At 72.3% G+C, this 25,516-nt stretch carries 18 protein-coding genes; 9 read left to right on the top strand and 9 right to left on the bottom strand.

The annotated features are described in order from the left end of the window. Positions 1 to 162: 162 nt before the first annotated feature. Entirely contained in the window at positions 163 to 420 is a 258-nt protein-coding gene (locus WMF36_RS02610; RefSeq protein ID WP_437486136.1) for a GlsB/YeaQ/YmgE family stress response membrane protein, read from the bottom strand. A 427-nt stretch (positions 421 to 847) separates the two neighbouring features. Here WMF36_RS02610 and WMF36_RS02605 point away from each other — a divergent pair, with 427 nt between their 5' ends. Next, positions 848 to 1,147 carry a CsbD family protein gene (locus tag WMF36_RS02605; RefSeq protein WP_437577979.1) on the top strand — a complete coding sequence of 100 codons (300 nt, stop codon included), beginning with the start codon at positions 848 to 850 and terminating at the stop codon, positions 1,145 to 1,147. 97 nt (positions 1,148 to 1,244) lie between these two features. Here the strand turns inward: WMF36_RS02605 and WMF36_RS02600 are convergent, their stop codons facing one another. After that, entirely contained in the window at positions 1,245 to 2,612 is a 1,368-nt protein-coding gene (locus tag WMF36_RS02600) for a sigma 54-interacting transcriptional regulator (protein WP_437577978.1), read from the bottom strand. A gap of 463 nt (positions 2,613 to 3,075) precedes the next feature. Here WMF36_RS02600 and WMF36_RS02595 point away from each other — a divergent pair, with 463 nt between their 5' ends. The 4 genes from WMF36_RS02595 to WMF36_RS02580 all read left to right on the top strand — a co-directional run bounded on the left by WMF36_RS02595 (position 3,076) and on the right by WMF36_RS02580 (position 8,337). Continuing rightward, positions 3,076 to 4,461 carry a cystathionine beta-synthase gene (locus tag WMF36_RS02595; RefSeq protein ID WP_437577977.1) on the top strand — a complete coding sequence of 462 codons (1,386 nt, stop codon included), beginning with the start codon at positions 3,076 to 3,078 and terminating at the stop codon, positions 4,459 to 4,461. Between the two features lie 28 nt (positions 4,462 to 4,489). Further along, positions 4,490 to 4,759 carry an acyl carrier protein gene (locus WMF36_RS02590; protein WP_437577975.1) on the top strand — a complete coding sequence of 90 codons (270 nt, stop codon included), beginning with the start codon at positions 4,490 to 4,492 and terminating at the stop codon, positions 4,757 to 4,759. A gap of 10 nt (positions 4,760 to 4,769) precedes the next feature. Beyond that, positions 4,770 to 6,326 (top strand): AMP-binding protein, encoded by a 1,557-nt coding sequence (locus WMF36_RS02585; RefSeq protein WP_437577974.1) that lies wholly within the window; start codon positions 4,770 to 4,772, stop codon positions 6,324 to 6,326. Between the two features lie 220 nt (positions 6,327 to 6,546). Beyond that, positions 6,547 to 8,337, top strand: coding sequence for a glycoside hydrolase family 15 protein (locus WMF36_RS02580; RefSeq protein ID WP_437577973.1), 1,791 nt, complete (start codon positions 6,547 to 6,549; stop codon positions 8,335 to 8,337). Positions 8,338 to 8,401: 64 nt separating this feature from the next. Here the strand turns inward: WMF36_RS02580 and WMF36_RS02575 are convergent, their stop codons facing one another. Together WMF36_RS02575 and WMF36_RS02570 are read right to left on the bottom strand one after the other, a co-directional pair. Next, positions 8,402 to 9,538: a hypothetical protein gene (locus WMF36_RS02575; RefSeq protein WP_437577971.1), complete on the bottom strand. Its 1,137-nt coding sequence runs from the start codon at positions 9,536 to 9,538 to the stop codon at positions 8,402 to 8,404. A 317-nt stretch (positions 9,539 to 9,855) separates the two neighbouring features. Continuing rightward, positions 9,856 to 10,377 carry a hypothetical protein gene (locus WMF36_RS02570; RefSeq protein ID WP_437577970.1) on the bottom strand — a complete coding sequence of 174 codons (522 nt, stop codon included), beginning with the start codon at positions 10,375 to 10,377 and terminating at the stop codon, positions 9,856 to 9,858. A gap of 538 nt (positions 10,378 to 10,915) precedes the next feature. Between WMF36_RS02570 and WMF36_RS02565 the strand changes: the two genes are divergently transcribed. Next, positions 10,916 to 14,857: a serine/threonine-protein kinase gene (locus WMF36_RS02565; protein WP_437577969.1), complete on the top strand. Its 3,942-nt coding sequence runs from the start codon at positions 10,916 to 10,918 to the stop codon at positions 14,855 to 14,857. A 746-nt stretch (positions 14,858 to 15,603) separates the two neighbouring features. Continuing rightward, positions 15,604 to 16,617, top strand: coding sequence for a squalene/phytoene synthase family protein (locus WMF36_RS02560; RefSeq protein WP_437577968.1), 1,014 nt, complete (start codon positions 15,604 to 15,606; stop codon positions 16,615 to 16,617). Here WMF36_RS02560 and WMF36_RS02555 read toward each other — a convergent pair. From WMF36_RS02555 to WMF36_RS02535, 5 genes are all read right to left on the bottom strand, one after another. Continuing rightward, positions 16,605 to 16,973 (bottom strand): response regulator, encoded by a 369-nt coding sequence (locus tag WMF36_RS02555; RefSeq protein ID WP_437486111.1) that lies wholly within the window; start codon positions 16,971 to 16,973, stop codon positions 16,605 to 16,607. The two genes, WMF36_RS02560 and WMF36_RS02555, sit on opposite strands and share 13 nt — an antisense overlap. Then, positions 16,970 to 19,138, bottom strand: coding sequence for a HAMP domain-containing sensor histidine kinase (locus WMF36_RS02550; RefSeq protein WP_437577967.1), 2,169 nt, complete (start codon positions 19,136 to 19,138; stop codon positions 16,970 to 16,972). The genes WMF36_RS02555 and WMF36_RS02550 overlap by 4 nt, the downstream gene beginning before the upstream one ends. A 220-nt stretch (positions 19,139 to 19,358) precedes the next feature. Next, on the bottom strand, positions 19,359 to 20,123 hold the full coding sequence (locus tag WMF36_RS02545; RefSeq protein ID WP_437577966.1) for a glycosyltransferase: 765 nt from the start codon (positions 20,121 to 20,123) through the stop codon (positions 19,359 to 19,361). 166 nt (positions 20,124 to 20,289) lie between these two features. Then, on the bottom strand, positions 20,290 to 20,727 hold the full coding sequence (locus WMF36_RS02540; protein ID WP_437577965.1) for a rhodanese-like domain-containing protein: 438 nt from the start codon (positions 20,725 to 20,727) through the stop codon (positions 20,290 to 20,292). 32 nt (positions 20,728 to 20,759) lie between these two features. Next, the gene (locus tag WMF36_RS02535) at positions 20,760 to 21,983 is read right to left on the bottom strand and encodes a DUF1015 domain-containing protein (protein WP_437577964.1); all 1,224 of its coding nucleotides are present in this window, start codon (positions 21,981 to 21,983) and stop codon (positions 20,760 to 20,762) included. Between the two features lie 220 nt (positions 21,984 to 22,203). Here WMF36_RS02535 and WMF36_RS02530 point away from each other — a divergent pair, with 220 nt between their 5' ends. Then, positions 22,204 to 23,862 (top strand): helix-turn-helix domain-containing protein, encoded by a 1,659-nt coding sequence (locus WMF36_RS02530; protein ID WP_437577963.1) that lies wholly within the window; start codon positions 22,204 to 22,206, stop codon positions 23,860 to 23,862. Continuing rightward, positions 23,855 to 25,381: a glycosyltransferase family 39 protein gene (locus WMF36_RS02525; RefSeq protein ID WP_437577962.1), complete on the top strand. Its 1,527-nt coding sequence runs from the start codon at positions 23,855 to 23,857 to the stop codon at positions 25,379 to 25,381. The genes WMF36_RS02530 and WMF36_RS02525 overlap by 8 nt, the downstream gene beginning before the upstream one ends. Positions 25,382 to 25,516: the final 135 nt, after the last annotated feature.

Here is a 25,516-nt window from a genome sequence, read left to right as displayed (position 1 = left end):
TCCGGGCTCATGAACAGCGACGCCTCATCCACCGCTCGTCGTGCGGTCGACCCGAGGTGATCCCGGACGTCACAGGGCACTGCAGCGGAGCGAGAGCTCCTCCACGTCGCGCCCCGGGACGAGCTCGGGCGTAGCGCCTCACGAGAGGGTCAATCGACCCTTTCATACCACCGAACGGCGCCGCGCGATCGCCTGGTACCCGGCGGTGAGCAGGATGGCGCCGATCAGGGACATGAAGAACCCCGCCGGCTCGCCCTCGCGGTACATGAAGAGCATGCGGCCGAGCAGCCCGCCGACGAAGGAGCCGACGACGCCGATAATCATCGAGACGACCCACCCGCCAGGCTCACGCCCCGGGACAATAAGGCGCGCCAGAGCGCCGATGACGAGGCCAAACAGGAGAAAGAGAATGAACGACATGATGAACCTCCCGGATTGGAGCGAAGCGCTCCTGGTTGCTATGCAGCCTGTTCAGCAAGCGCCGCGCCATGCCGTGGAGTCCGGCCTCTCCACAGGCCCACAGGCGAGCTGAGCGCCGCGGACAGAGCGCCGGGTCACCTTTCCATCGCGAAATCCGACCGCGGCGCAGAATGCGTTCTGGAGAGCCAGGACGGTCGGCTTGCGCCGTGCGACGGCTTGCCTGATGGCAGCGTGGCGTATTGTCTCAGGCGAGCTGAAAAACAGAGGGCGAGCGAGGTAGCCTGCCCCAATCGCCTTCACGACCTCGACAAGACCCGGCGCGCCGCGGTGGCGCAGCGGTTGCTAGATGATGTTGCCAGGTGCCAGGTGCAGAGGCCATGGCGCACCGCAGACAGGTTCTGCGGGTGTCCACCCGGAGGAGAGTACAATGAGCAACGCAAGCGACCGCAATGAAGGGGCTGCCGACGAGCTGGGCGGCAAGATCAAGAAGGGCCTCGGCAAGCTGATCGGAGACGAGCAGATGGAAGCGGAGGGCCGCGCCAAGGAGCTCCGAGGAAAGGTCCAGCAGGAGGACGCCAAGGCGGATGAGCGCGCGCAGGGCGCGCTGGAGGAGGCCGCCGGCGCCATCAAGAACCGGATCGGAAAGCTCGTCGACAACGAGCAGATGGCCGCTGAAGGGAAGGCCAAGGAGCTCAAGGGAGAGAGCCGGCAGAAGGCCAATCAGTAGACGGCGCCCCCTGCTCGCCCGCAGCAGAGGGCGGGCGCTGGCTCGCCCGACGGAAGTCCGGCCGGGGAAGGCCGGACTTCCGTGCAGATTCGCGCCGTCACACCTCGGTCGCCGAGACGCTGTGCCGCTGGAGGAGCTCGCGCAGGTGGCTCCTGTCCATGCGCGCCGCGCGGGCGGCGCGCGAGAGGTTGCCGCCGTTCTCGCGCACGAGCGCCCTCAGATACATCCGCTCCCAGCGCGCCACGGCGCGCTCCTTCGCCTCTCGGAACGACAGGCTGAGATCGTCGTCCCGGAGCGCCTCCGGCGCCGGGGGGCCGCTCTCCCTCTCCCCCGAGCCCATCACCGCCTCGCGGAACAGCGCCGGATCGATCATCAGCACCGCGCGCTCCACCGCGCCGCGCAGCTCGCGGACGTTGCCCGGCCAGTCCTGGCGCATGAACGCATCGAGCAGGTCACCTGGCGGGCTCTGGTCCGTCCCCTGCGCGAGCTGCCGGTAGAAGTGCGCCGTGAGCAGCGCGATGTCGTCGGGGCGCTCGCGCAGCGCGGGGACGCGGAGCCGGACGATGTTCAGCCGGTAATAGAGGTCCGACCGGAAATTCCCGCGGTTCACCTCCTGGCGAAGATCGCGGTTGGTCGTCGCAATGATCCGGATGTCGAGCTTGATCGGCTCGATCGTGCCGATGCGCCGGATCTGTCGCTCCTCGAGCACGCGCAGGAGCTTCGGCTGCATGTCCAGCGGGAGCTCGCCCATCTCGTCGAGCAGCACGGTGCCGCCCCGCGCGGCCTCGAACGCGCCGGCGCGCGCCGCCTGCGCGCCCGTGAACGCCCCCTTCGCGTGGCCGAAGAGCTCGGCCTCGATCAGCGTCGGCGGGATGGATCCGCAGTCGATCACGACGAACGGCCCGCCCGCCCGCGGGCTGCTCTCGTGGATCGCCTCGGCGAGCAGGCCCTTGCCCGTGCCCGTCTCTCCCTCGATGAGCACCGTCGAGTCCGACGCGGCGATCCGCGGCAGCGCCGCGAAGATCCGGCGCATCGCGGTGCTCTGCCCGAGCACCCGGCCGTACCGCTCCTCGTCGCCGAGCGGCTCGCGGATCTCCTCGGCGAGCGGCTCGAAGCGGAGCGTCGATTGCCCGAGCCCGAGCGTGGCGCCCGGCTGGAGGTAGGCCGCCTCGACGCGGAAGCCGGAGAGGGTCGTGCCGTTCTTGCTGCCCAGATCGCGGAGCAGGAAGCCGCGCGGGGTGACGGTGATCACGCAATGGTGCCGCGACACCGCCCGGTCGGTCAGGATGATCTGGTTGCCGGGCGCGGTGCCGATCACGAACTCGGTCGCGTCCGACATCTGGGACGCCCCGGCGTCGGGGCCGGCCGTCACCTGCACGCGGAAGCGGCTGAACGCGATCTCTTTGGAGCGGACCTTGAGGAGCGCCGTCTCGGCGCTCGGGTGAACCTTCGGCTCGGAGCCCATCTCGCCAGCCTACCACGACGGTGCGGCGCATGGCCGGGGCCGCCCGGCGATCTTCCCCGGGGGCGCGCGGCGCCCTGCCCTCGCGAGCCTGCTCCCGCAGGACCTCCGCGCGCTGCTCGGCGCCGCCGGGCGCGCCGCCGCGGCTCGACCGGCCCGGGCGCGATCTCGCCCACCGTGTCGCGGCTGAACGCCTTGCTCGCCGCGTACCCGCGCGCGGCGGACCGGATCTCCTCGATCGGCGCCCCGTCGAAGGCGACGGGCGCTCCGGTGCGCGTGTAGCTCATCACGTGGCGATCACGGCTCGGCGGGAGAGCATGGATAAGACCCTAACCCCTCGCCGCCCGACGATCGCGAAAGCGCCCGTGACCGCCGCGCGCCGGGGTGCGAGAGGCGATGTAACGGGGCCCTCCGCGCCCGCTCGCTCCTCTTGTCGCTGCGGCGCGCGGCGGCTAGAGGTCCCTCCATGATGCGAGGCGCGCTCAGCGATATCACGAGAGCCGTCGGCAACACGCCGATCGTCAAGCTGAACCGGGTCACGGAGGGGATCGAGAGCGACATCTATGTCAAGTGCGAGTACCTGAACCCGGGCGGCAGCCACAAGGATCGGGTCGCGCTGAATATGATCCGCGACGCCGAGGCGAGCGGGCTCAGGCCGGGCGGGACGATCGTCGAGGCGACCAGCGGCAACACCGGCGCCGCCCTCGCCATGGTCGCCGCGATCCGCGGATACAAGTGCGTCTTCGTCATGCCAGACAAGATGTCGCAGGAGAAGATCGCGACCCTGCGCGCCTATGGCGCCCGCGTCGTGGTCTGTCCGACCGCCGTCGAGCCCGACGACCCGCGCAGCTATTACCAGGTAGCGAAGCGCATCGCCGACGAGACGCCTAACTGCTTCTACGCGAACCAGTACCACAACCCGTCGAACCCCGACGCCCACGTCGGCTCCACCGGCCCCGAGATCTGGGAGCAGTGCGGCGACGAGCTCGACGTCTTCGTCACCGGCATGGGGACGGGAGGCACCATCAGCGGCGTGGGCAAGGTCCTCAAGCAGCGCAAGCCGGACATCAAGATGGTCGGCGTCGACCCGGTGGGATCGCTCTATTACGATTACGTGAAGACCCAGCGGATCACGAAGCCTTTTGCCTACAAGGTCGAGGGGATCGGCGAGGATTTCTTTCCGAGCACGATGAACCTAAAGATCATCGACGAGATCGTCCGGGTCGACGACAAGGAGTGCTTCCTCATGACCCGGGATCTCGTGCGGCTCGAGGGCCTCTTCGTGGGCGGCTCCGCGGGCGCGGCGGTCGCCGGCGCGATCAAGTATGCGCGGCAGAGCGGGAGGAAGGAGAATATCCTCGTCCTCTTGCCCGACGGCGCGTCCAAGTACATCTCGAAGATCTTCAACGACGACTGGATGCGAGAGAACGGCTTCCTCGAGGAGGACAAGGGCCTCGGGACGGTGCGCGATCTGCTCGCCGTCAAGCCGAGCGGGGCGGTGGTCACCGCCGACGCGAACGCCCGGGTCCGCGAGGTCATCGACATGATGAAATCGCACGGGATAAGCCAGCTCCCGGTCACCGAGGACGGCAAGCTGCGCGGGATGGTCCACGAGGTCGACCTGCTGCGGCACCTCGTGAAGGGGAGCGGCACGCTCGACTCGAGCATCGGCGGGCTCGTCGAGAGCGACTATGCGACCGTGACGCCGGCGACGAAGGTCGAGCTCCTGAAGGGCGTCCTGAGCGACGCGAAGATCGCGCTCGTCGTCGACAAGGAGACGGTCCTCGGCGTCGTGTCCAAGATCGACCTCATCGACTATCTTGCCCGCAAGGCGACGCCGGCGCTCGGCTGAGCGCCCGGACAGGAAAGGGCTCATCGCGGTGACACAAGACCTCGAGGCGGTGCGGCGCGCGCTGCACGACCATATCGTGAACGAGATCCTCCTTCGCAAGGCGCCGCTCGCCCCGGACGAGGATCTCTTCGAGGGCGGGTCCGGGTTCGACTCCATGTCGCTGACGCGGGTGCTCGTGTTCATCGAGCAGCGCTTCGGCGTGAAGATCCCGGACGAGGAGGTGGACCTCGACGAGGTGTCGACCGTGGACCGCATGGCGCGCTTCGTCGCCGGCCGCATCGCGGCCGCGCAGGGCTAGCGAGGCCGCGGTGGCCGGCCCCTACCGGCTGCGCGTCGAGGACCTGGCCGCGCGCGGCGACGCCGTCGCGCTCGCGTCGCGCGGCGCCGCGGTCACGTACGCCGAGCTCGCGGCGCGCGCGGCGGCCGTCGGCGCGGCGCTCGCCGGGGCGGGCGTGCGCCCCGGAGACCGGGTGGCGCTGCTCTCCTCGGGCCGCGCGCACGACGAGCCGGTGGCGCTCGCCGGGGTGCTCACGGCCGGCGTCGTGGCGGTCCCGCTCGACGCGACCGCGCCGCCCGCGCGGCTCGGGCGGATCGCGCGGGCCCGGGGATGCCGCGCGATCGTGCTCGACGCCGCGGCCGCGGCCCTCGCCGACGGCATCGGCGCCGAGCTCGACGGGGGCCTTGCGCGCGTGGAGCTCGACGCCGAGGGGCGGGTGCTGCGCGGGGCGGCGCCCGCCGGCGCGGGCGGCGAAGTCGGTGCCGCCGGCGCGGGCGGCGAAGCCTGCGAAGCCGGGGCGCAGGATCTCGCGTGCATCCTGCACACCTCCGGCAGCACCGGCGAGCCGAAGCCGGTCCCCATCACGTGGGCCGGGCTCGACGCGTTCACCGCCTTCTGCATCGACCTCATCGGCCTCGCGCCGGCGGATCGGGTCCTCCGCGTGGCCGAGCTCGTCTTCGATCTCGCGTGGTTCGACCACCTCGCGACGTTCCGCGCCGGCGCGACGCTCGCGACGATGGCGCGGCGCGATCTCGCCTCGGGCCGCGCGCTGCGCGACGCGGTCTCGGCGCTCGCGCCGACGGTCATCTACGGCGTGCCGTCGATGTTCATGAAGCTCGCCGCGGCGCTCCCCGGGGCGGACGCGGGCGCTCCGGCCGGGGCGCTCCCCGGGGCGGACGCGGGCGCTCCGGCCGGGGCGCTCTCCCCGACGGTGCGCGCCATCCTGTTCGCCGGCGAGGTGTTCCCGCCGCGCGAGCTCGCGGCGCTCGCGGCGCGCGTCCCCGGCGCGGCCCTCTACAACCTGTACGGCCCGACCGAGACGAACGTCTGCACATTCCACCGCGTCGACCGCTCGGCGCTCGACGGGGTGAGCGAGCTCCCGATCGGCGTCGCGTGCCCCTACGCCGCCTGCGCGCTGCTCGCTGAAGACGAGGACGGCCGCGTCATCGAGGGCCCCGGCACGGGCGAGCTCATGGTCTCGGGGCCGACGACCATCGACGGTGGCCCGTACCGGACGCGCGACCGGGTGGAGCGCAGAGCCGACGGGCTCTTCTACTTCCGCGGCCGCATCGACCGGATGGTGAAGGTCCGGGGCTACCGGGTCGAGCCGGGCGAGGTCGAGGCGGCGCTCGCGTCGCACCCCGCCGTGCGCCAGGCCGCCGTGATCGCCGTCGAGGACGCGCGCCTCGGCAAGACGCTCCGCGGCTTCGTCGCCCTCGCAGGGGACGCGGACGACCGCGCGCTCAGGATGTACCTCGCGGAGCGGCTGCCGCCCTGCATGATCCCGGAGAAGATCGTCACGATGGACGAGCTGCCGCGGACGCCGACGGGGAAGATCGATTATCGGGAGCTGCGACGTGCGCGGTGAACATCGGCCCTGAGGGAGCGACCGCAAGTCGCAACGAGCAGCACGTGCCCCTCCCCCGCTTCCGTCCCTCCCCCGAAGGCACCAGGAGAGCGTGATGGGTTTTGAACATGAAGGTGGGAAAGCGAGAAAAAAAGATCAATGATCTTCCTACCTTCCCGCCTTCATGGGGTTCACTCCGGGGCAAATTAGGCCATCACCTCCCGCTGAGAGGAGCCGCCCCATGCCTTCCCGGATCGAGGACTACGCGCTGATCGGCGACCGTCAGACGGCGGCCCTCGTGGCCCGCGACGGGTCGATCGACTGGCTCTGCTTCCCGCGCTTCGACTCGGGCGCTTGCTTCGCGGCGCTGCTCGGTACGCCCGAGCACGGCCGCTGGCAGATCGCGCCGGCCGAGCCCACGCGCAGCGTGCGCCGGCGTTACTGGCCCGGCACGCTGATCCTCGAGACCGAGCACGAGACCGAGCGCGGCGTGGTCTCCGTCATCGACTGGATGCCGGCCCGCGACGCCGCCCCCGACGTGATGCGCCTCGTCGTCGGCCGCCGCGGCGTCGTGCCCCTGCGCATGGAGCTGATCATCCGCTTCGACTACGGCTGGGTGGTGCCGTGGGTCCAGCGCACCCCCGACGGCATCCGGGCCACGGCCGGGCCCGACACCCTCTTCCTGCACACGCCCGTCCCGCTGCACGGCGAAGATCTGCGGACGGTCGCGGAGTTCACCGTCGCCGCCGGGGACCGCGTGCCGTTCGCGCTCACCTGGTCGCCCACGTATGCGCCCGTGCCCTTCGCCCTCGACCCGGTGCACGAGCTCGACGCCACCGCGGCCTGGTGGCGCGCCTGGTCGGACCGCTGCACCTACGAGGGCGCCTATCGCGACGACGTCCTGCGCTCGCTCATCACGCTCAAGGCCCTCACCTACGCGCCGACCGGCGGGATCATCGCGGCGCCGACCACCTCGTTGCCCGAGCTGATCGGGGGCGTGCGCAACTGGGATTACCGCTACTGCTGGCTGCGCGACGCGACCTTCACGCTCTACGCGCTGATGGCGGGCGGCTACCTCGACGAGGCGCAGGCCTTCCGCACCTGGCTCGTCAACTCCGCGGCCGGCGAGCCGGCGAAGCTGCAGATCATGTACGGCCTCTCGGGCGAGCGCCGCATCACCGAGCTCACGCTCGGCTGGCTGCCGGGCTACGAGGGCTCGGCGCCGGTGCGGATCGGCAACGCCGCCTACGATCAGCACCAGCTCGACGTCTACGGCGAGCTGATGGACGCGCTCCACCTCGCCCGGCGCTCCGGGCTGACCCGCAGCGACGAGGCCTGGCAGGTGCAGCGGGCGGTGATGGGCTTCCTCGAGACGGCGTGGCGCGAGCCCGACGAGGGGATCTGGGAGATCCGCGGGCCGCGCCGCCATTTCACCCACTCCAAGGTGATGGCCTGGGTGGCCATGGACCGGGCGGTGAGGGCGGTCGAGCGCTTCGGGCTGCCGGGCGATGCGGCCACGTGGCGAAGGCTGCGCGACGAGATCCACGCCGAGGTCTGCGCGCGGGGCTTCGACCGGGGGCTGAACAGCTTCGTGCAGCACTATGGCTCCACGGACGTGGACGCCAGCCTGCTGATGCTGCCGCTCGTCGGCTTCCTCCCCGCGACCGATCCCCGCATGGTCGGCACCGTGGCCGCCATCCAGGCGCGCCTGAGCCGCGACGGCTTCGTGGAGCGCTACGCGACGCGCTCCGGCGTCGACGGGCTCCCGCCCGGCGAGGGCGCCTTCCTGCTCTGCTCCTTCTGGCTGGCCGACAACCTGGCCCTCCAGGGGCGGGTCGGCGAGGCGCGGGCGCTGTTCGAGCGGCTCCTCTCGCTGCGGAACGACGTGGGGCTGCTCGCCGAGGAGTACGACCCGAGCGCCGGCCGGCTGGTGGGCAACTTCCCCCAGGCCTTCTCGCACGTGGGGCTGATCAACACGGCGCGCAACCTCGACCACGCCGGCGGCCCCGCCGAGGACCGCCAGCACCCGTAGGCAGCCCGCGGGAGAGAGCTCGCCGGGCGGCCCGCGCCGCCCACCCCTCCCCCCGGGGCGCGCGTCAGTGCGTCCCCACCTTCGCCCCCGCGCTCGCGCGCGCCGAGGCCGACGCCTTGAAGCTCGGCTTGGGGATCGAGATGCTGGGCGCCTTGATCTTCACGTTCACGCTCGGCGGTGTCACCCGGATGCTCGGCGCCTTGACGTTCACGTGGGCCTTCGCGTTGGCCTTCGCGCCGGCCCCGGTGTGGACGTGGACCTTCGGATCGAGATCGGCCTTCGCCTTCAGGTCGGCGTGCGCATGCGCGTGCGCGTGCGCGTGCCAGTCGGTCTTCATGCGCACCTTCACGCGCGGGGCGCGCGCGTGGACGGCGAACGCCGCCCCGGCCCGGTAGCCGCACAGGGCCACCGCCGAGCGACCCGCGTTCCGCACCGCGATGGTCACCTTCAGCGGATCGGCGGCGAGCGCGAGCTTGCCGGTCAGGTACGCCCCCGCGGCGACGCCCGCGGTCGCGGCCACCGGGGCGAGCACGACCACCTGCGGCGCCTCGGCCACCACGCCGAGCGTGACCTTGCGCTCGCCGATGTCGATGGGCTTCAGATCGGCGTCGAGCGCGAAGACGCGGACCTCGCCGCTCACCTCGTCGACAAGGAGCTCGAGGCGGTCGTCGCCGACGATCTCGATGCGCCCGCCGTGCGGGCCGAGCTTCCCCTCCGGGAGCCCGAGATCCGCCGCCCCCTTGGCGTTGGCGTAGAGCTCGGCGGTGCCGCCGGCGGGGACGTGCAGCGTGCCGCTCCACGGCTTGCCGGCGACGCTGAGCGTGTAGCCGATCTCGGTGAGGTCGGCGTCGAGCTTGGGGCCCGCGGCGACCAGGACGCCGGCCTTCGCGTCGAACGTCAGGGGCACGCTCTTCTCCCCGGACGCATCCTTCCACAGCAGCGTGCCGCTCACGTCCTCGCGGATCGGCTTGCCGTCCGGACCGGTGACCGCGGCCTTGACGTTCCCGTCCGCGGCGACGTTGAAGGCGGCCTTGCCGCTCTCGTGCTCCTCGACGTAGGCGCCCTCGCCGATCGTCGACTCGGCGGTGGCGGTCGCCTCGACCGTCGCGGTCGCCTCGGCCGGCTGCTCGTCCTTGCCGCATGCGGGCGCAGCGGCGATCAGCAGCAGGGCGAACACTCCGGAAAGCTTGGTGATCTTCATGAAATCCTCCTCGGTTCGAGCGAGCCCCCGGCGGGAGCCGCGGCCTCGCTCGTGCCGATGCGCCGGGGCCGAAAGCCCCCCGGACGCGCCGGCGTCGGGGCTCATCCTACGACGAGTTGCCCTCGAAGGCGCGGACGAGCGCGAATATCGGTGGGAATCAAAAGATCCACGAGAACGGAGGTGGGATAAGGGGGTTCACGACCGCTGAGCGGCCGTGTCGGGCCTACCCGCGATTCGTTCAGGCAGCGAGGCGCGCGCGCCTCGGTCGGTCGATCGATCGCCGACGATTGCCAATCACCGGCTCCGCGGCGCCGCGGTCAGGGGTCCTCGGTGCCCTGGCCTTCGCCCTCGGTCGCGACGAGCTGCGGGCACTTGCGCGCCACCGCATCACACTCCGCAGGAACGGCGTCCAGCGAGCTCAGGGCAGAGTCGCACGTGAGCGCCCGGACCAGCTGCGTCTGGGCGATCAGGCAGACCTCGTACTCCGCCACGGTGGCGGTGCAGCCCGCGCGCTGGTCGGTCGGAGGCATGCAGTCCGCGTCGATGTTCGCGTCCTCGGCCGGATCCGCCGCGGAGACGCACTCGTCCCTCAACGTGCCGCACGGCTTCTCGAGGGTGGGAGCCGCGAGGAGACCCATATATTCACACGCATCTTCCTTGGAGAGCTTCACCCTCGCCTGGAGCGAGTCGCAGGTGGACTGGACGTCATCGGCCGTCAGGTCCTTGAGCTGCTTGCTGCTCATGGCGGTGTCCGTCGGGGCGATATCCGCACCTTCGCCGCCGCACGCGACGAGGGACAGGACGGTCAGAAAGGCCCCGATACGAGTCGTTCGCTTCATTCGCTATCTTCCTTTCTAAGTGCGGCCGCGAGCGCGGCCGTGGCGCACCCGGGAGCAAGCCATGTACCGCGAGCACAGCTGTGCACGATTCGACCGCTCGGCGCGGCGACGGCCCGGAAAAAGAGGACATCGACCTCGGAGATGCGGAATGCACCGAGCGAGAAAAGAAAACCATTCTTGACAACCCGAGCGTCCGCCCGAGCCTTCAGAGGGGTCGAGACGTCCTGGCCCGAGCGCCGCCCCGGGAGGCTCTCCGCGACATCGCGACTCGACGCGCGACTCGACGCGCGACTCGACGTGCGACTCGACGTAGACACGTGACCGTGTGTAGTCGCCTGTCGGTGCAGAGGCCACAGGACTCGGCGCTCGTGCGATGATCGGGGTTCGACACGGACTTGTTGTAGGGTCGGCCGCCTCGTGACATCATCGCAGCCCCTCGGGTGGATGTGCTCAGTCCCAGCGGCGATGTGGGGGAACCGCCTTTGGCCTGCCACCTGGAGCTCATCCCGGCCCAGGCCCGGAGGGCCTCGGTCCCCAGATGATCACGACGCCGAGCTCGGGACAGGCCAGGCACTCTCCGGATCTCCCCGTGTCCATCGGGCCGTGGCGGGTGCTCGCGCCCCTCGGCCGCGGCGGCATGGGGGTCGTCTACCGCGCCCAGCACGGCGGAACGGGCGCGCTCGCGGCGCTGAAGACCGTCTGCGTCGGCGACGCGAGCCTCGTCTCCAGCATCCGCCGCGAGATCCACGCGCTCCGGGGCGTCCAGCACCCGGGCGTCGTGCGGATCCTCGACGAGGGGGTAGAGGGGGGGATCCCGTGGTACGCGATGGAGCTGCTCGAGGGGCGCACGCTCCGGGATCACAACCAGGAGCGCTGGCGCGCCCGCGTGACCGTGAACAGCGAGGTGACCGTGAGCGTGTCCGCGAGCGTCGACGCGCACGCGCACGCGCAGACGAGCACCGCCACGGCCGAGATCGCGCCCGCCTCGGTCATCCCGCGCTCGTACCAGCCGTTCGCGCCGCGCCCGTTCCACCGCGCGGCCGGCGGCGCGCTCCGCCAGGCGCTGACGCTCCTCCGCGCGATCTGCCGGCCGCTCGCGTACGTCCACGGCCGGGGGCTCGTCCACCGCGACCTCAAGCCGGACAACGTGTTCATCCGCGCGGACGGGGCGCCGGTGCTCTTCGACTTCGGGCTCGCCTTCCGGTTCGAGGGCCAGAAGGGGCGCGACGAGCTCCAGGCCGGCGGCAGGCTGATGGGCAGCCCCGACTACATGTCCCCCGAGCAGATCCGCGGCGACCTCGTCGACGCGCGCGCGGACCTCTACGCGCTCGGCTGCATGCTCTACGAGGCCGTGACCGGGGCGGTCCCGTTCCTCGGCGACTCGAGCTCGGTCGTGCTGTCCATGCACCTCTACGCCGAGCCGCTCCCGGCCTCGGAGCTCGTCGCCGAGGTGCCCCCCGCGCTCGACGCCCTCATCGCGCGGCTCCTGAAGAAGCGCCCCGAGGACCGGATCGGCTACGCCGACGACGTGGCGACCGCGCTCGCCGAGCTCGGCGCCGACGACGCGCCGCCGCGCCGCGACGAGGCGCCCGCGCCGCCGGCGCAGCCGTACCTGTACCGGCCGCGCCTCGCCGGGCGCGGGGAGGCGCTGCGGCAGATCAACGAGGCGATCGAGCGCGCGAACGAGCGCCGCCAGGGCAGCCTCGTCCTCGTCGGCGGCGAGAGCGGCGTCGGCAAGACGCGCCTCGCGGTCGAGGCGGTGCACCAGGCGGCGCTCGTCCACATGGCCGTGGTCACGGGCGCGTGCGCGGCCGTGTCCGCCGAGGGCGAGCGCGAGGGCACGGTCAAGGCCGCGCCGCTCCACCCGTTCCGCCCGCTCCTGCTCGCGGTGGCCGACCGGTGCAACGAGCTCGGGCCCGGCGGCTACGACGCGCTGCTCGGCCCGCGCGGCCAGGTCCTCGCGCCGTACGAGCCGTCGCTCGCCCAGCTCCGCGGCCACGAGCGCGCCCCGGAGCCGCCCGAGCTGCCGCCGGACGCGGCCCGCTACCGGCTGCGGACCGCGCTCGCCGACACGCTCGCCGCGTTCGCGGCGACGAGGCCCGTCCTGCTCGTGCTCGACGACCTCCAGTGGGCCGACGCGAGCTCGCGCGACGTCCTCGAGCACCTCGACGCCGCCTACTTCGCGGCCCACCCCGTGGTCCTGCTCGGCGCGTACCGGACCGAGGAGGCAGCGCCCGCGCTCGCCCCGCTGCTCGGCGCGCCCTGGGCGTCGCGGATCGAGCTCGGGCGGCTCGACCGCGGCTCGGTCGGGCGGATGGTGCGCGACATGCTCGCGCTGGACGAGCCGCCCGAGGCGTTCGTCCGCTATCTCTTCGAGCAGTCGGAGGGGAACCCGTTCTTCATCGCCGAGTACCTCCGGGCCGCGATCCAGGAGCGGATGATCTACCGGGACGAGGCCTACGTGTGGCGCATCCGCGCGAGCGCCGAGGGCGCCGCCGCGCAGGCGCTCGCCCGCGCCGCGCGCGCGAGCCAGCCGCCCGCGTCGCTGCCGCTGCCGGGCTCGTTGCGCGAGCTCGTGGCGCGCCGGCTGTCGGGCCTGAGCCGGAAGGCGCTCGCGCTCGCGCGGCTCGCCTCGGTGCTCGGCCGCGAGCTCGAGGAGCGCCTGCTCCTCGGCGCCGCCGGCCTCGCCGAGGTCGAGGCGATGGACGCGCTCGCGGAGCTCGCCGGCCGCCACGTGCTCGAGGAGACCGAGCCGGGGCAGCTCCGCTTCGTGCACGACAAGCTGCGCGAGGTCGTCTACGCCGGCACCCCCGAGCCGGAGCGGCGGGCCCTGCACGGCGCGGCGGCGCGCGCGATCGAGCAGCGGCACCGCGACGCGCCGGACCTCGCGCTGTCGTACCCGCTCCTCGCCCACCACTACGCGATCGCGGGCGTCGTCCAGAAGACGCTCGAGTACCTCGACAAGGCGGGCGACCAGGCCCTCACGACCGGCGCGTCCGGCGACGCGGTGGATTTTTACAGGAGGGCTCTCACCCTGGACGGCGCGCTGTCGGCGGAGGAGCGCGCGTCGCCGCTCCGGCGGGCGCGCTGGGAGCGGCGGCTCGGCCAGGCCCACTACAACGTCGGCCACCTGCTCGGCGCGGAGCGGCACTGCGCGGCGGCGCTCGAGCTGCTCTCGCGGGGCGAGGCGACGTGGCTGCGCGCGGCGGGCGGCCGCGCGCCGCTCCGGGAGCGGCTCCGCGCCGCGACGGCCTCGATGAAGCAGCTCGGCCTGCAGCTCGCGCACGTCGCGGGCCTGCCGATCCCGGTCGCGCGCGGCGCGGCCGAGCGCGAGCGCCTCGCCGAGGCGTCGCTCGCGGCGGAGACGCTGTCCAAGACCTACCTGTTCCGCAACGAGCCGGCGCTCGCCTTCCTGGCCGCGCTGGCCTCGACGAACGCCGCGGCGCGGCTCGGCCCGTCGCTCGCGCTCGCGCGCGGCTACGCGACCCTGAGCGTCGCGTTCGGGTACGTGCCGTGGAAGGCCGTCGTGGACGCCTACGCCGCGCGCGCGACGGAGGCCGCCGCGGCGCTCGACGATCCACGGGGCGTCGCGTTCGTCTCCTTCCTGCGCGGGCTGACGGCGCTCGGCGAGGGCCGGTGCCGGGACGCGCGGGCGCTGCTCACCGAGGCGGAGCGGCTGGCGGAGGCGCTGCAGGACCGCCGCCGCAGGGAGGAGTGCATCACGCTGCTCGCCGGCGTGGCGCACACCGAGGGCCGCTGGATGGAGGCGCTCGATCGGTACAGCGCGCTCGCTGTGGCGTCGCGCGCGAGCGACAACGCGCAGGGCCACCTCTGGGCGGAGAGCGGGCGCGCGCAGTGCCGGCTGCTGCTCGGCGACGGCGAGGGCGCGACGGCCCTCTTCGACGCGCTGTCGGACGAGGTGCAGCGGCTCGGCGACCGCACGCAGCAGATCACGCACGGCCAGGTCGCGCTGGGGCACCTGCTCCGCGGCGCGCGCGGCGAGGCGCGCGCGGCCGCCGAGCGGACGCTCCCGATGATCCGCGACGGACAGCCGGCCGGCTATCACTGCCTGTACGGCTATGCGGCGACGAGCGAGGTGCTGCTCGCGCTGCTCGAGGAGGCCTCTGCCCCGTCGGAGCGGCGCGAGCTCGGGCGGCTCTCGGCGGAGGCGTGCCGCGCGCTCGACCGGTACGCGCGCGTCTTCCCGCTCGGGCGCTCGATCTCGCTCCGCCTGCGCGGCCTCGCCGCGTGGCTCGCCGGCGGCCGCGCGCGCGCGCGGCGGCTCTGGGCCGCGGCGATCGACGAGGCCCTGCGGCGCGGCCTGCCCGTCGACGAGGCGCGCGCCCGCTTCGAGCTCGCGCGGCACCTCGCGCGCAGCGATCCGCAGCGCGAGCGCCAGATCGCGCGCGCCGTCGCGCTCTTCTCGACGCTCGACCTGCAGTACTGGCGCGACCGGGTGGCCCGGCTGCGCGAGCGCTAGCGCGCAGGGCCGCGCCGGACGTGTGTCTGGAGCGGAGGGTCCGACAGGCACGGATGACCGCTTTGGGTCGTGATCACAACCACGGAATCGCCGCGTTCACCGCATCACGAGCGGTGCGAAGACAAGCGCTGAATCATAAAGCGCACGAGAGCGTCTAGCACCGCGCAGGATCGCGTCTCCGATCGGCCCGATCGCGCCGCGCGCCAAAGCAGACTGGGCGACAGGGAAAGTGGCTCGCCCCGCGGCGCACACGCGCCGTCGGGCCGCAGGACGTCATGTGGGCAGAGCCGCCATCCACCCGGAGCTCCGGAAAACCCATCTGCCCAGGACGTCTCCAGGACCGCCGCGACGGAGCACAAAGGGGCGAGAACGTCGATCCAATCCCGGTTTTGTCCGTTCGACAATGTATCAACCCAGGGTATATACCGACGATCATTGCCGGCGTGTCCCCAACACACGGGCAAAACACACAAGGAATCCATGCATTATCTCCGGAGCCCGTGCCCGGGACGACGAATTTCCGCGTCGACTGGGAGACTATAAGGTCTCATAAAGGAAGGCGAGCGGGCGTCATCCCGCATCTCGCGGAAGAGCGGAAAGCCCTGCAAGACAGAGGACCACAAGCCATCATCGACACAGGTGATCCCAAGTAGCCAGGATGGGCCACGTCCATAATCACCGACGACCGCGCGTGAGCCCAGGGCGACACCAGAAACAGGCACCATCAACGTGCGGCACGCGATCTCGTGAAACCTATTCAACCCATCTCCACCCGACTGCCTTGCCTGCCCGCTGCGGCGCCGGCGTCGGAGCGGACTGCTTACCAGACCATCTCGGCGGTCGTCGGCTCATCGCACTATCGCGCACTGTCCGACGACGCGTTGAAGGACGAGGACAACGCCGCCTGGGTGCTCGGCCTCGAACCGGACGTGAAGCAGGCGTGGCTCGACCGCATCCGCTGGATCCGCATCGTCGACCGGCTCGCCGAGAACGAGCGCATCGAGCCTCACGAGCGGCGCTTCAGCCGGTTCATGGAGGCCTGGAGGCTGCTCCGTTCACGCGGTTTCGTCGATCCGAGCTGCCCCTTCGCCGGCGAGCTCTCGGCCATCCGCGCGCTGTGGCTCCGGGACGCGGCCTACCCCGGGCACGATCCCGCGCGCGACCAGGACGACATGCAGGCGCGCTCGCTCGCCGCCTGGCACGCCTACCTGCTCGCCCTCGCCGACTACCACGCTCCCGGCCTCCTCATCCGCACCATGAAGGAACATGACATCATGCTGGGGCGGCTGTCGGGGCATATCTTCCAGCTGGTTCCGTTCCTGACGAAGGAGCACTGGGATGCAGCCGGGGAGTTCGGCCGGCTCGACCAGTTCTTCAACAACCTGAGAGACATGCAGGAGGACGCCGATCGCGGCCTCTGCTATCTGCCCGAGGAGGAGCTCGCGCGTCACGGCGTCACGCGCGCTCAGGTGATCTCCGGACGGTGCGTCGATACGCCCGGATACGAGCGCCTGATGCGGTCCTGGCTCGATGACGTGATGCCGTCGCTCTACGCGCGGGCAGCGCCGTTCATCGACGCGCGCGGGCTGCACCCCTCGCTCGAGATCATGAGGGAGTGGAGCCTGCGCCGTTATGCCCGCATCACCCGGGTGTTCCGCGCGATCGGCTTCGATCACCGCCGGTTCCCCGCGCGGTACTGGGCCGAGGTGCGACGCGACCTCGCCGAGCGGCGGCAGCTCCCGCGCGCTCACCCGGTGTAACGCCTCACCGTCGAGAGGAGCGCGTCCGGGTCGAACGGCTTGCCCAGCCACGCATCCGCGCCGACCTCGGCGGCCCGCCGGTGCGCGTCGGCCGCGGCGGTGAGCACGATGATGGGCGCCTGCCGCCCGTGTCGGACCTCGAGCTCGCGGGCGAACTCCGGGCCGTTCATCACCGGCATCTTCATGTCGAGCAGGATGAGATCCGGGAGGTCGTGCTCCAGCTTGGCCAGCGCCTCGCGGCCGTTGCACGCGATCCGGACCCGGTAACCGCCCTCCTGGAGCACGAGGGAGACGAGCGCCACGAGGTCCGCGTCGTCCTCCACGAGGAGCACCGTCTTTGCGTGTCTTTCGCTCATTGTCGGTCGACCGCGGGGGCCTCGCTGCTGAGTGGAACGGTGAAATAGAAGGTGCTGCCCTTGTCCTCCTCGCTCTCGAACCAGATACGACCACCGTGACGGGCGATCATGTCCTTCGCAAGGAACAGCCCGATCCCCATCCCACCGTAATCATGTCGTGTGTCCGTGTGGGCGCGGAAGAAGCGCTCGAAGATGCGCTCCTGCTTGTGGGTCGGGATACCGACGCCCTGATCGCGCACCGACACGACCGCCTCGAGGCCCGGCGAAGGGCCGTGGCGCTGCGAGAAGAGCGCGGCGTCGCAGCGGGGCGGCGAGGACACCGGCGCGCGCTCGGCCACGGCGACGCGGACGTCGATGTCGCCGCCGTCCGGCGAGTACTTCACCGCGTTGTCGAGGAGGCTCGCGAGCACCTGGCGCAGCCGCTCCGGATCGGCGCGCACGACGGGCGGCCGCTCGGCGTCGAGCGACAGCCGCACGCGGTGGCGGCTCGCCGACTTCGCGACGCGGTCGACCGTCTCGTTCAGGAGCGCCTTCAGGTCGACGTCCTCCTCCGAGACGTGGAGGACGTCGAGCGAGACCTGCGAGATGGCCAGGAGATCGTCGACGATGCGGTTGATCCTGTCCGCGCCGCGGTCGATGGCCTCGAGCATCTTGCGGCGGGGCGCCGGCAGATCGTTCGTGTTGCGCAGGAGCGCGAGCGCGTAGCCCTTCATGATCGCGACCGGCGTCTTGAGCTCGTGCGCGCCGACCCGGATGAACTGGTCCTTGACGAGATCGAGCTCCATGAGCTCGGTCACGTCGCGGGCGACCGTGACCGCGCCGAGGATCGCCCCGCCCTCGCTGCGGATCGGCGCCGCGCTGGTGCGCAGGAAGACGTCGCGGCCCGCGCGGCCGTTCGCGAGCACCTGCTCCTCCTGCACGATGGTCTCGCCGGCGAGCGCCCGCACCATGGGCAGCTCGTCGCGCGTGAACGGGCGGCTGTCGCTGTGGCGCATCCGGCTGAGGTCCATGACCTCCTCGACCATCCGGCCGTCCTGCTCCGAGCGGCCCGACAGCCCGAGCAGCCGGAGCCCCGAGGCGTTGATCATCGTCAGCCGGCCGTGGCGGTCACACGCGAACACCCCCTCGACGAGGTTGTCCAGCACGGCCCCGAGCTGCGCCGCGCGCTGCGCCGCGTCCTGCAGCAGGCGCTCGCGCTCCGCCAGGTAGCTGCGCCTGCGCCGCGACGACTCCTCCAGGCGATCGACCATCGCGTTGACGCCGCCGGCCAGGGCGCCGATCTCGTCCTTGAAGTAGACAGGGATCCGCTCCAGCCGATCGACCTCGCCGCGCTGGACGATCTTCTGGATGACCGCGGCGACCTGCTGGAGCGGGCCCGCCAGGGCGCCCGCGAGGAAGCCGGCGCAGACGGGCGCCCAGGTGACCGCGACCATCGAGAAGATCGCCAGCGTGAGCTTCAGGCCGGGCTTGGCCGGCCCCGCCGTCTCGCCGAGCACCATCGCCGCCATCCAGCTCGTCGGCGCGATGGCGAGGCAGGCGCCGAGGATCACGAGGCGGACGGCGAGCGAGTAGCCCCTGCCGGGCACGGAGAGGCCGCGCTCGCGGGCGATGAGCGAGATGACGCCGGCGGCGGGCGAGAGCAGGCGGCCGAGGATGCTGTAGGCGAGCGGCAGCGCGGCCGCGAAGAGGGCCAGCGCGAACAGGGCCAGCGCGACGGCGCGCTGGACGTCGAGCGGGCTCTGGGCCGGCGCGATGTAGTAGAACGCCGCGGTGACGGGCAGGTACAGGAGCGCCCACGAGACGGCCCAGACCGTCGCGAACGCGAGCGGCGTGTCGTAGGCGGCGTTCGCCGCGGCGAGGATGAGCTCTTCCGGCGGCGCCGCGCCGACGCCCGGCTCCTCGACGCCCGCGCCGCTCTGGAGGGGGTGGCCCACGGCGTACCGCCGCAGGTGCTCGATCGGGCGCAGCATGTGGACGAGCAGGGCAATGAGGCCCGCGGTCTTCACGACATACATGAGCCCGATCAGCCCGAGCACACGCGCCTGGACCGACGAGTCCACGACGCCGAGGAGCCGCAGGTGAGCGACCGGGACGAGCAGGCTATACGGCAGCTCGATGCCGAACGCATAAGCCACGACCCGGGGCGTGAAGGACGGAGTCCGCACCCTCCCCGGATTCCAGATTCTAGACCAGGCGGCTCGGCTGATCGCCACGTCCGTCACCCCCCGTGTTGAAGCATGGCTGCGGGGCCCACGCCTGCGGGGCACGCTGCGCCAAGCCGATGAGTCAGGTCGCCAGGCAGCTTTGCTATGGAACCAACGGGCGGATTGTCGACCTTTTTACGCGAGGGTTCCTGTCGATTCGGTCAACTTCGGTCAACTTTGGTCAACTCCGACTCACGCGTTCCGTCCTGGCCTGGGCGATCTGCGATTTCCCTGATGGGCTCAGGCGATGCCTTATGGCATTCCTGGCAATCAGGAGAAGGATGGTGAGCACGTGGCGCGCGCGCAAGCCGCTCGCCTCGCCGCGGTAGACGGGGCGCACGGTGACCTCGCGGACGCGGAGGCGGCGCGCCGCGAGGGCGGCGAGCAGGTCGTTCGGATAGCCGTAGCGAGGCCAGAGGCCGTCGAGGTCGAGCGCGTCGATCGCGCGGGCCGAGATGGCGGTGTATCCGCACTGGCTGTCGGAGAGGGCGTCGAGCCCCGCCGCGCGGCGGGTGAGCGCGGCGAGCGCTGCCGTCGCGGCGAGCCGCTGGAGGGGCATGACGCGAAAGACGTCCGGGTGCCGCAGCCGATCGCCCTTCACATAATCGGCTTCCCCCGTGGTGATCGGGGCGATGACGCGCGGGAGGTCGCGGGGGTCCATCTGCCCGTCGCCGGCCATGACGGCGACGGCGGCGGCCCCCAGGGCGCGAGCGCGCCGGTAGCCGCCGACGATCGCCGCGCCGACGCCGCGGCACTCGGGGTGCACGAGCACCTCGAGGCGCTCGTCCCCGGTTCCGCGCGCGATCTCGGCCGTGCTGTCCCGGCTGGCATCGTCCACGACGATCACGTGGTCGACGAAGGCGGGGACGGACCCCACCGCCTCGGCGATCCACCGCGCCTCGTCCCGCGCGGGGATGACCACTGCGACGCGCGCACCGTGGAGCACGCGGGTTCCTAGCGGAAGGCGCGGCCCTCGGCAAACCGCGGATCCGGAGCGGTCGAAGCTGCTCGCGCCGTACAGAGCGCACGCCGACGGCGCGGACGTCCGGGTCGCGATGCCGGCGCGGCTCGGCTGGATCGCCCGCCTGCGCCGGGATCTCTCGGCGGGGTCGTTACCTGCCGGCCTTCTGCTGGAGCTCGGCGTACGATGCGCCGGGCGTGGTCGTCTCGACGGGCAGCCCGGCCGGCCCCCACCCCTTCTCGGTGAGCGCGCCGAACGCGTCGCGCGGCCCCTCGAAGCCGGCGCGCTGATCGATGACGGCCGTGTAGCCGGCCGACACCATGGCCTCGGCCGCGCGCATCGAGCGCTGTCCGGACCGGCAACCCACGATGATCTTCGCGTCCTTCGGGTAGAGGGAGCAGACCACGTCGAGGAAGTCCTGGTTGGGCTTCATGCCGCCGGCAGCGGCGTGCAGGAGCGGCACGTTGTGCGCGCCGCTCGGGTGCCCGGCGCCGTATTCGGGCTCGCTCCGGACATCGAGGTAGAGATACCCCTCCTCGTCGATGAGCTTCTTTGCCTGTTCGGGTGATACGCGCTTGATGTCCGCCATGGGCGCAGTCTACCCCCAGCGCGGCGCTTTCGTCAGAACGTATGGATGAAGAGCCCGCTGCGGAGCTTCGGCTCGAACCACGTGCTCTTGGGCGGCATGAGCAGCCCCGCGTCGCTGACCGCGAACAGCTCGCCGATCTGCGTCGGATGGAGGTGGATCGCCATCGTGAACGCGCCCGAGTCGACGCGCTGCTCGAGCTCGGCGATACCGCGGATGCCGCCGACGAAATCGACGTGCTTGTCCCGGCGGGGGTCGCTGACGCCGAAGATCGGGCCGAGGATCTGGTCCTGGCAGATGGAGCAGTCGAGCGAGGCCACCGGGTCCTTCGCGTCGAACGACCCCGGGCGGGCCTTCGCGGTGTACCAGCGGCCGCCGAGGTAGAGCCCGAACGACCGCGGGCTGGCCGGGGTCGCGGCCGCGCCGTCGCTGGCCGGCGCCACGTCGAGCCGCTCGCCCAGGGCGCCGAGGAGCGCCTCGGCGCTGCGGCCGGCGAGGTCTCGCACGACGCGGTTGTACGGCATGATGTTCATCTGGTCGTGCGGGAAGACCACGGCGAGGAAGACGTCGTGCTCGCCGCCGTCGCCGCGCAGCGTCCTGTGGACGCGCGCCGCCGCGGCGCTGCGGTGGTGGCCGTCGGCGATGTAGAGCGTCGGGATCGCCTGGAAGTGCTCCTCGAGCTCGGCGGTCGCCTGGCGGCCGAGGACCCAGAGCTTGTGCTCGACCCCGTCGGCCGTCGTGAAATCGTAGATGGGCGGCGACTGCGTGGCCTGCGCGACCGCGCTGTCGATGCCCGTGTCGGCGCGGTACGTGAGGAATACCGGCTCGTCGTGGGCGCCGAGCTCCTCGATGTGGCGAGTGCGGTCGTCCTCCTTGTCGGGGCGCGTCTTCTCGTGCTTCTTGATGACTTCCTGCTCGTACTCCGCGACCGAGGCGCAGCCGACGACGCCGATCTGCCCGTGATTGCCCATCTTCTGGGCGTAGAGGTAGAGGTGCGGCTCCGGGTCCTGCGCGAGATCGCCGCTGGCGATGAGGTCGGCGAGGTTCTGCGCGCCGCGGGCGTAGACGGCGTCGTCGTGCTCGTCCGTCCCTTCGGGCAGGTCGATCTCGGGCCGGGAGACGCGGAGGAAGCTGTGCAGGCCTCCGGCCGCGAGGGCGCGCGCCTCGGCGGTGGAGATGACGTCGTACGGCGGGCTGGCGACGCGGGCCGCGTGCGCCTGGGGAGGTCGGTAAGCGCGGAAGGGTCGGACGGTGGCCACGGCGAGCGACTAGCCCAGCGGCCGGGGCGCGTCGAGACGGCTCCGGCCGGGCCGGGCGGCGCGGGCAGACGGCGCGCGCGCCCGCGCCGAGCCCCGGCGACGGCGGCGCTGATGGCGGCGCGCGACGCGTGCTAGGAGGGACACGCGCGCTTCTCGAGCAGCGCGCAGGTGGATCGAGACCGCACACCGCACGCCGCCCCCGCCCGCACGAAGAGGAACCTTGTCCAGCTCCGGTGAGTCCTACCCTCCGTCGCGCTTCTCGACCCTCCCGCCCGGCTCGTCGGACGACGACCTCGCCCTGCCGGGCGAGGCCCATTCGTTCTCCAGCTCGCGATCCCGCCGCGTGATCGCCGTCGGGGGCGGCCGCGGGGGCGTCGGGAAGGCGACGCTCGCGGTCAACCTGGGGGTGTACTTCGCGCAGCTCGGGCGCGACGTGGTCATCATCGACACCGACGCCTACAGCCCTGGGCTGCACGCGGCGCTGGGGATCCAGGCGCCGCCGCTCGTCACGCGCGAGGACATCGAGGAGGGCAAGGCCGAGCCGATCGCGACCACGGTGCCCGGGCTCCGGCTCGTCCCGACCGCGTACGACCCGATGACGGCCACGCCGCTCCGGCCGAGCCGCGCCGCCTACTGGATGAAGATGATCCAGGAGCTCGACGTCGACTACGTGATCGTCAGCCTCGGCGCGGCGACGGGCTCCTCGACGCTCGACCTCTTCCTGCACGCCGACGTCAGCATCTGCGTCACCACGCCCGAGCCGCTCGCGGTCGAGCACTCTTACCGCTTCTGCCGCGCGCTCTACCAGCGCACCCTGCGCCGGGCGCTCATGAAGGAGCGCTTCAAGATCCGGCTCGTCGAGAAGGTGGCCTCGTCGCTCCCGGCGCTCGCGACGCCGCGCGACTTCATCATGGAGGTGAAGCGGTTCGACGAGGGGGTCGCGTCGCTCGCGGCCGCGCAGCTGCCGCGGGTGACGCCGCACCTCGTGGTCAGCCAGACGCGGCACCGCTCGGACCTGGAGCTCGGCCCGGCGATGAGCGCCGTCTCGGAGCGCTTCCTCGGCATCTCCCTCGACTACCTCGGGCACATCGAGCACGACGACGCGGTGTGGCTGACCGCGCGGCGGCGCCAGCCGCTCCTCATCGACAGCCCGACCTCGAAGAGCGCGCGCAACCTCGAGCGCGTGGCCCGGCGCATCCTCGCGCTGCTCGCCGCGCGCGACTCGCGCCCCGCCGAGGCGCACGCGCGCGCCCTCGCCGCCGCCGCGAAGAGCGCCGCGCCGGCCACCCTGTACGAGGCGCTCGGCCTCGCCCGGACGGCCGCCGACGACGAGATCCGGCGCGCCTACAAGCGGCAGCGCGACACCTACCGCGAGGGCAGCCTGCCGGTCGTGAGCGTGCTGAGCCCCGCGGTGCTCCAGCGGGAGCAGGCGCGCATCGAGGAGGCGCACGACACCCTGCTCGATCCGGTGCGCCGCCGCGCCTACGACCTCTCGACCTACCCGGACGACCCGCGCACGCCGCTCGGCCCGGCGCGCGCCGAGAACGCCGCCGCCGCGGCCGAGCTCGCCATGCTCCAGGCCGAGCTCGCGCGCGAGATCAACGCCGAGACGCAGTTCAGCGGCGCGCTGCTGCGCAAGGTGCGCGAGTCGCAGGGGGTCGAGCTCACCGACATCTCGCAGCGGACGAAGATCTCCCTGGCGCACCTCCAGGCGATCGAGAACGAGTCGATGGGCGACCTGCCGGCGCCCGTCTATGTACAGGGATTCATTCAAGAATTTGCGAAATTCCTGCGGCTCGATCCGGCCCAGGTGGTGAAGACGTACATGCGTCGCCTGCGCGAGATCTCCGCCGGAACGCGCGCCAGGCAGCATGGCTGAGGCGGCGCGCGCCGGCGCCGAGGCGGCGCGACCCGGCCGCGCGCCGCCCCGCGCCGGCGGGGATCTCGCGTTCTCGGCGCTCGCGTTCGTGCTCGCGCTGCTGCCGCGGCTCTACGTGGCGATCGCGTGGGCGCGCGAGCCGGTCTGGGACGGCCATTACTACGACTTCGGCGCGCGCCGGATCGCCGCCGGCCTCGGCTACTCGGACGATCTCATCGTCGGCGGCCAGCCGGTGTGGCACCCGTGGTGCCATTACCCGGTCGGCTACAGCGGGTTTCTGGGCCTCGTTTACCGGCTGTTCGGCGCCGGGCCGCACGTGGCGACCGTCGCGAACGCGGTGCTCGGCGCGCTGCTCGTCGTCGTGGTCCATCGCCTGGCCCGGTACGCGACCACGCCGGCGCGCGCCCGCGTGGCGGCGCTCCTCGCGGCGCTCTCGCCGGGGCTCGTCCTCTACGCGGCGCTCGTCATGACGGAGCCGCTCGCGGCGCTCGGCCTGGTGACGGCGCCGTGGCTGCTCGCGCGCGGCGTCGCGCGCGGGCGCCCCATCCGCGGCGCGGTCCTCGCGGGCGTGGCGCTCGGGCTGGCGACGCTGGTGCGGCCGCAGAGCTTGCTCTGCGCGCCGGCGTTCGCGCTGCTCGCGCGGGGTGGCCCGGGCGCGGCGTCCGGCGGGGCGCGGGCCGGGTGGAGGCGCGGCGCGCTCGCGGCGGCGCTGTCGACCGCCACGGCCCTCGCCGTGGTGGCGCCGTGGACGATCCGGAACTGCCGCGTGATGGACGGCTGCGCGCTCGTCTCGACGAACGGCGGCTGGAACCTCGCCATCGGCGCGTTCCCGCGCGCCACGGGCCGCTTCGAGACGCTGCGCGCAGGCGACGGCTGCCCGATCGCGCGCGGGCAGGTGGCGCAGGACCGCTGCTGGACGGTCGAGGGGCTCAGGTGGATCAAGAATGATCCAGTCCGCTGGCTGGGCCTGATCCCGAGGAAGCTGAGCTTCACGTTCGATCACGAGTCGTTCCCGATCGGCTACCTGGGCGAGGCGAACCCTGCGGCGTGGCCCGAGGAGCGTCGCGCGGCCGGGCGCCGCGTGCTCACGACGTCGCACCTCGCCTTGCTCGCCGTCGCGGGGCTCGGGGTCGTGGCGCGGCCGCGGTGGAGGCCGTGGCGGGCGCTCGTCGCGCAGCTCCTGGCGCTCGCGGCGGTGCTCGGGCTCATCGCGTGGGGGGTGCTCGGGGACGAGCACGCGTTCTGGCCGCTCGCGGTGGCGATCCCGCTCATCGCGGCGCTGCCGCTGCCGGGCCGGCCGGCGAACGGGGGAGTCGTCGGCTATCTCGCGTTCGCGGTCGCCTCGGTGGCGCTCACGCATGCGGTGTTCTTCGGCGAGGACCGGTATCACATGGTCGTGACCCCGGCGCTGTGCATCCTCGCGGCGTGCGCGCTGCGGCGTGGGGAGGCGGCGCCGGCTCCGAAGCGGGCGGCCCCACAAGAGGCGTTGACCATGCGGATCAGCCGCCTGCTACGGTAGCTCCCGGCGAGAACAAGGCCGGCTTGCGGCCGACGTACAGGGCTACGCAGACAGGCCGCGCGTCACGACCATCGCGACGTTGGGCCGCGGGACCCGTGGACCCGCCGCCGGCTCGGAACATGCCGAGCAGCGGCT

It is taken from the genome of Sorangium sp. So ce887, assembly GCF_051521455.1.
Classification (GTDB): domain Bacteria; phylum Myxococcota_A; class Polyangia; order Polyangiales; family Polyangiaceae; genus Sorangium.
This window is presented reverse-complemented; position numbering and strand designations above follow the sequence as displayed.

Bases quoted from the DNA above. Each gene is read 5' to 3' on its own strand.
- WMF36_RS02610 (WP_437486136.1), bottom strand. From the start codon at position 420: ATGTCGTTCATTCTCTTTCTCCTGTTTGGCCTCGTCATCGGCGCTCTG.
- WMF36_RS02555 (WP_437486111.1), bottom strand. From the start codon at position 16,973: ATGAGCGAAAGACACGCAAAGACGGTGCTCCTCGTGGAGGACGACGCG.
- WMF36_RS02580 (WP_437577973.1), top strand. From the start codon at position 6,547: ATGCCTTCCCGGATCGAGGACTACGCGCTGATCGGCGACCGTCAGACG.
- WMF36_RS02605 (WP_437577979.1), top strand. From the start codon at position 848: ATGAGCAACGCAAGCGACCGCAATGAAGGGGCTGCCGACGAGCTGGGC.
- WMF36_RS02525 (WP_437577962.1), top strand. From the start codon at position 23,855: ATGGCTGAGGCGGCGCGCGCCGGCGCCGAGGCGGCGCGACCCGGCCGC.
- WMF36_RS02575 (WP_437577971.1), bottom strand. From the start codon at position 9,538: ATGAAGATCACCAAGCTTTCCGGAGTGTTCGCCCTGCTGCTGATCGCC.
- WMF36_RS02600 (WP_437577978.1), bottom strand. From the start codon at position 2,612: ATGGGCTCCGAGCCGAAGGTTCACCCGAGCGCCGAGACGGCGCTCCTC.
- WMF36_RS02595 (WP_437577977.1), top strand. From the start codon at position 3,076: ATGATGCGAGGCGCGCTCAGCGATATCACGAGAGCCGTCGGCAACACG.
- WMF36_RS02565 (WP_437577969.1), top strand. From the start codon at position 10,916: ATGATCACGACGCCGAGCTCGGGACAGGCCAGGCACTCTCCGGATCTC.
- WMF36_RS02570 (WP_437577970.1), bottom strand. From the start codon at position 10,377: ATGAAGCGAACGACTCGTATCGGGGCCTTTCTGACCGTCCTGTCCCTC.
- WMF36_RS02540 (WP_437577965.1), bottom strand. From the start codon at position 20,727: ATGGCGGACATCAAGCGCGTATCACCCGAACAGGCAAAGAAGCTCATC.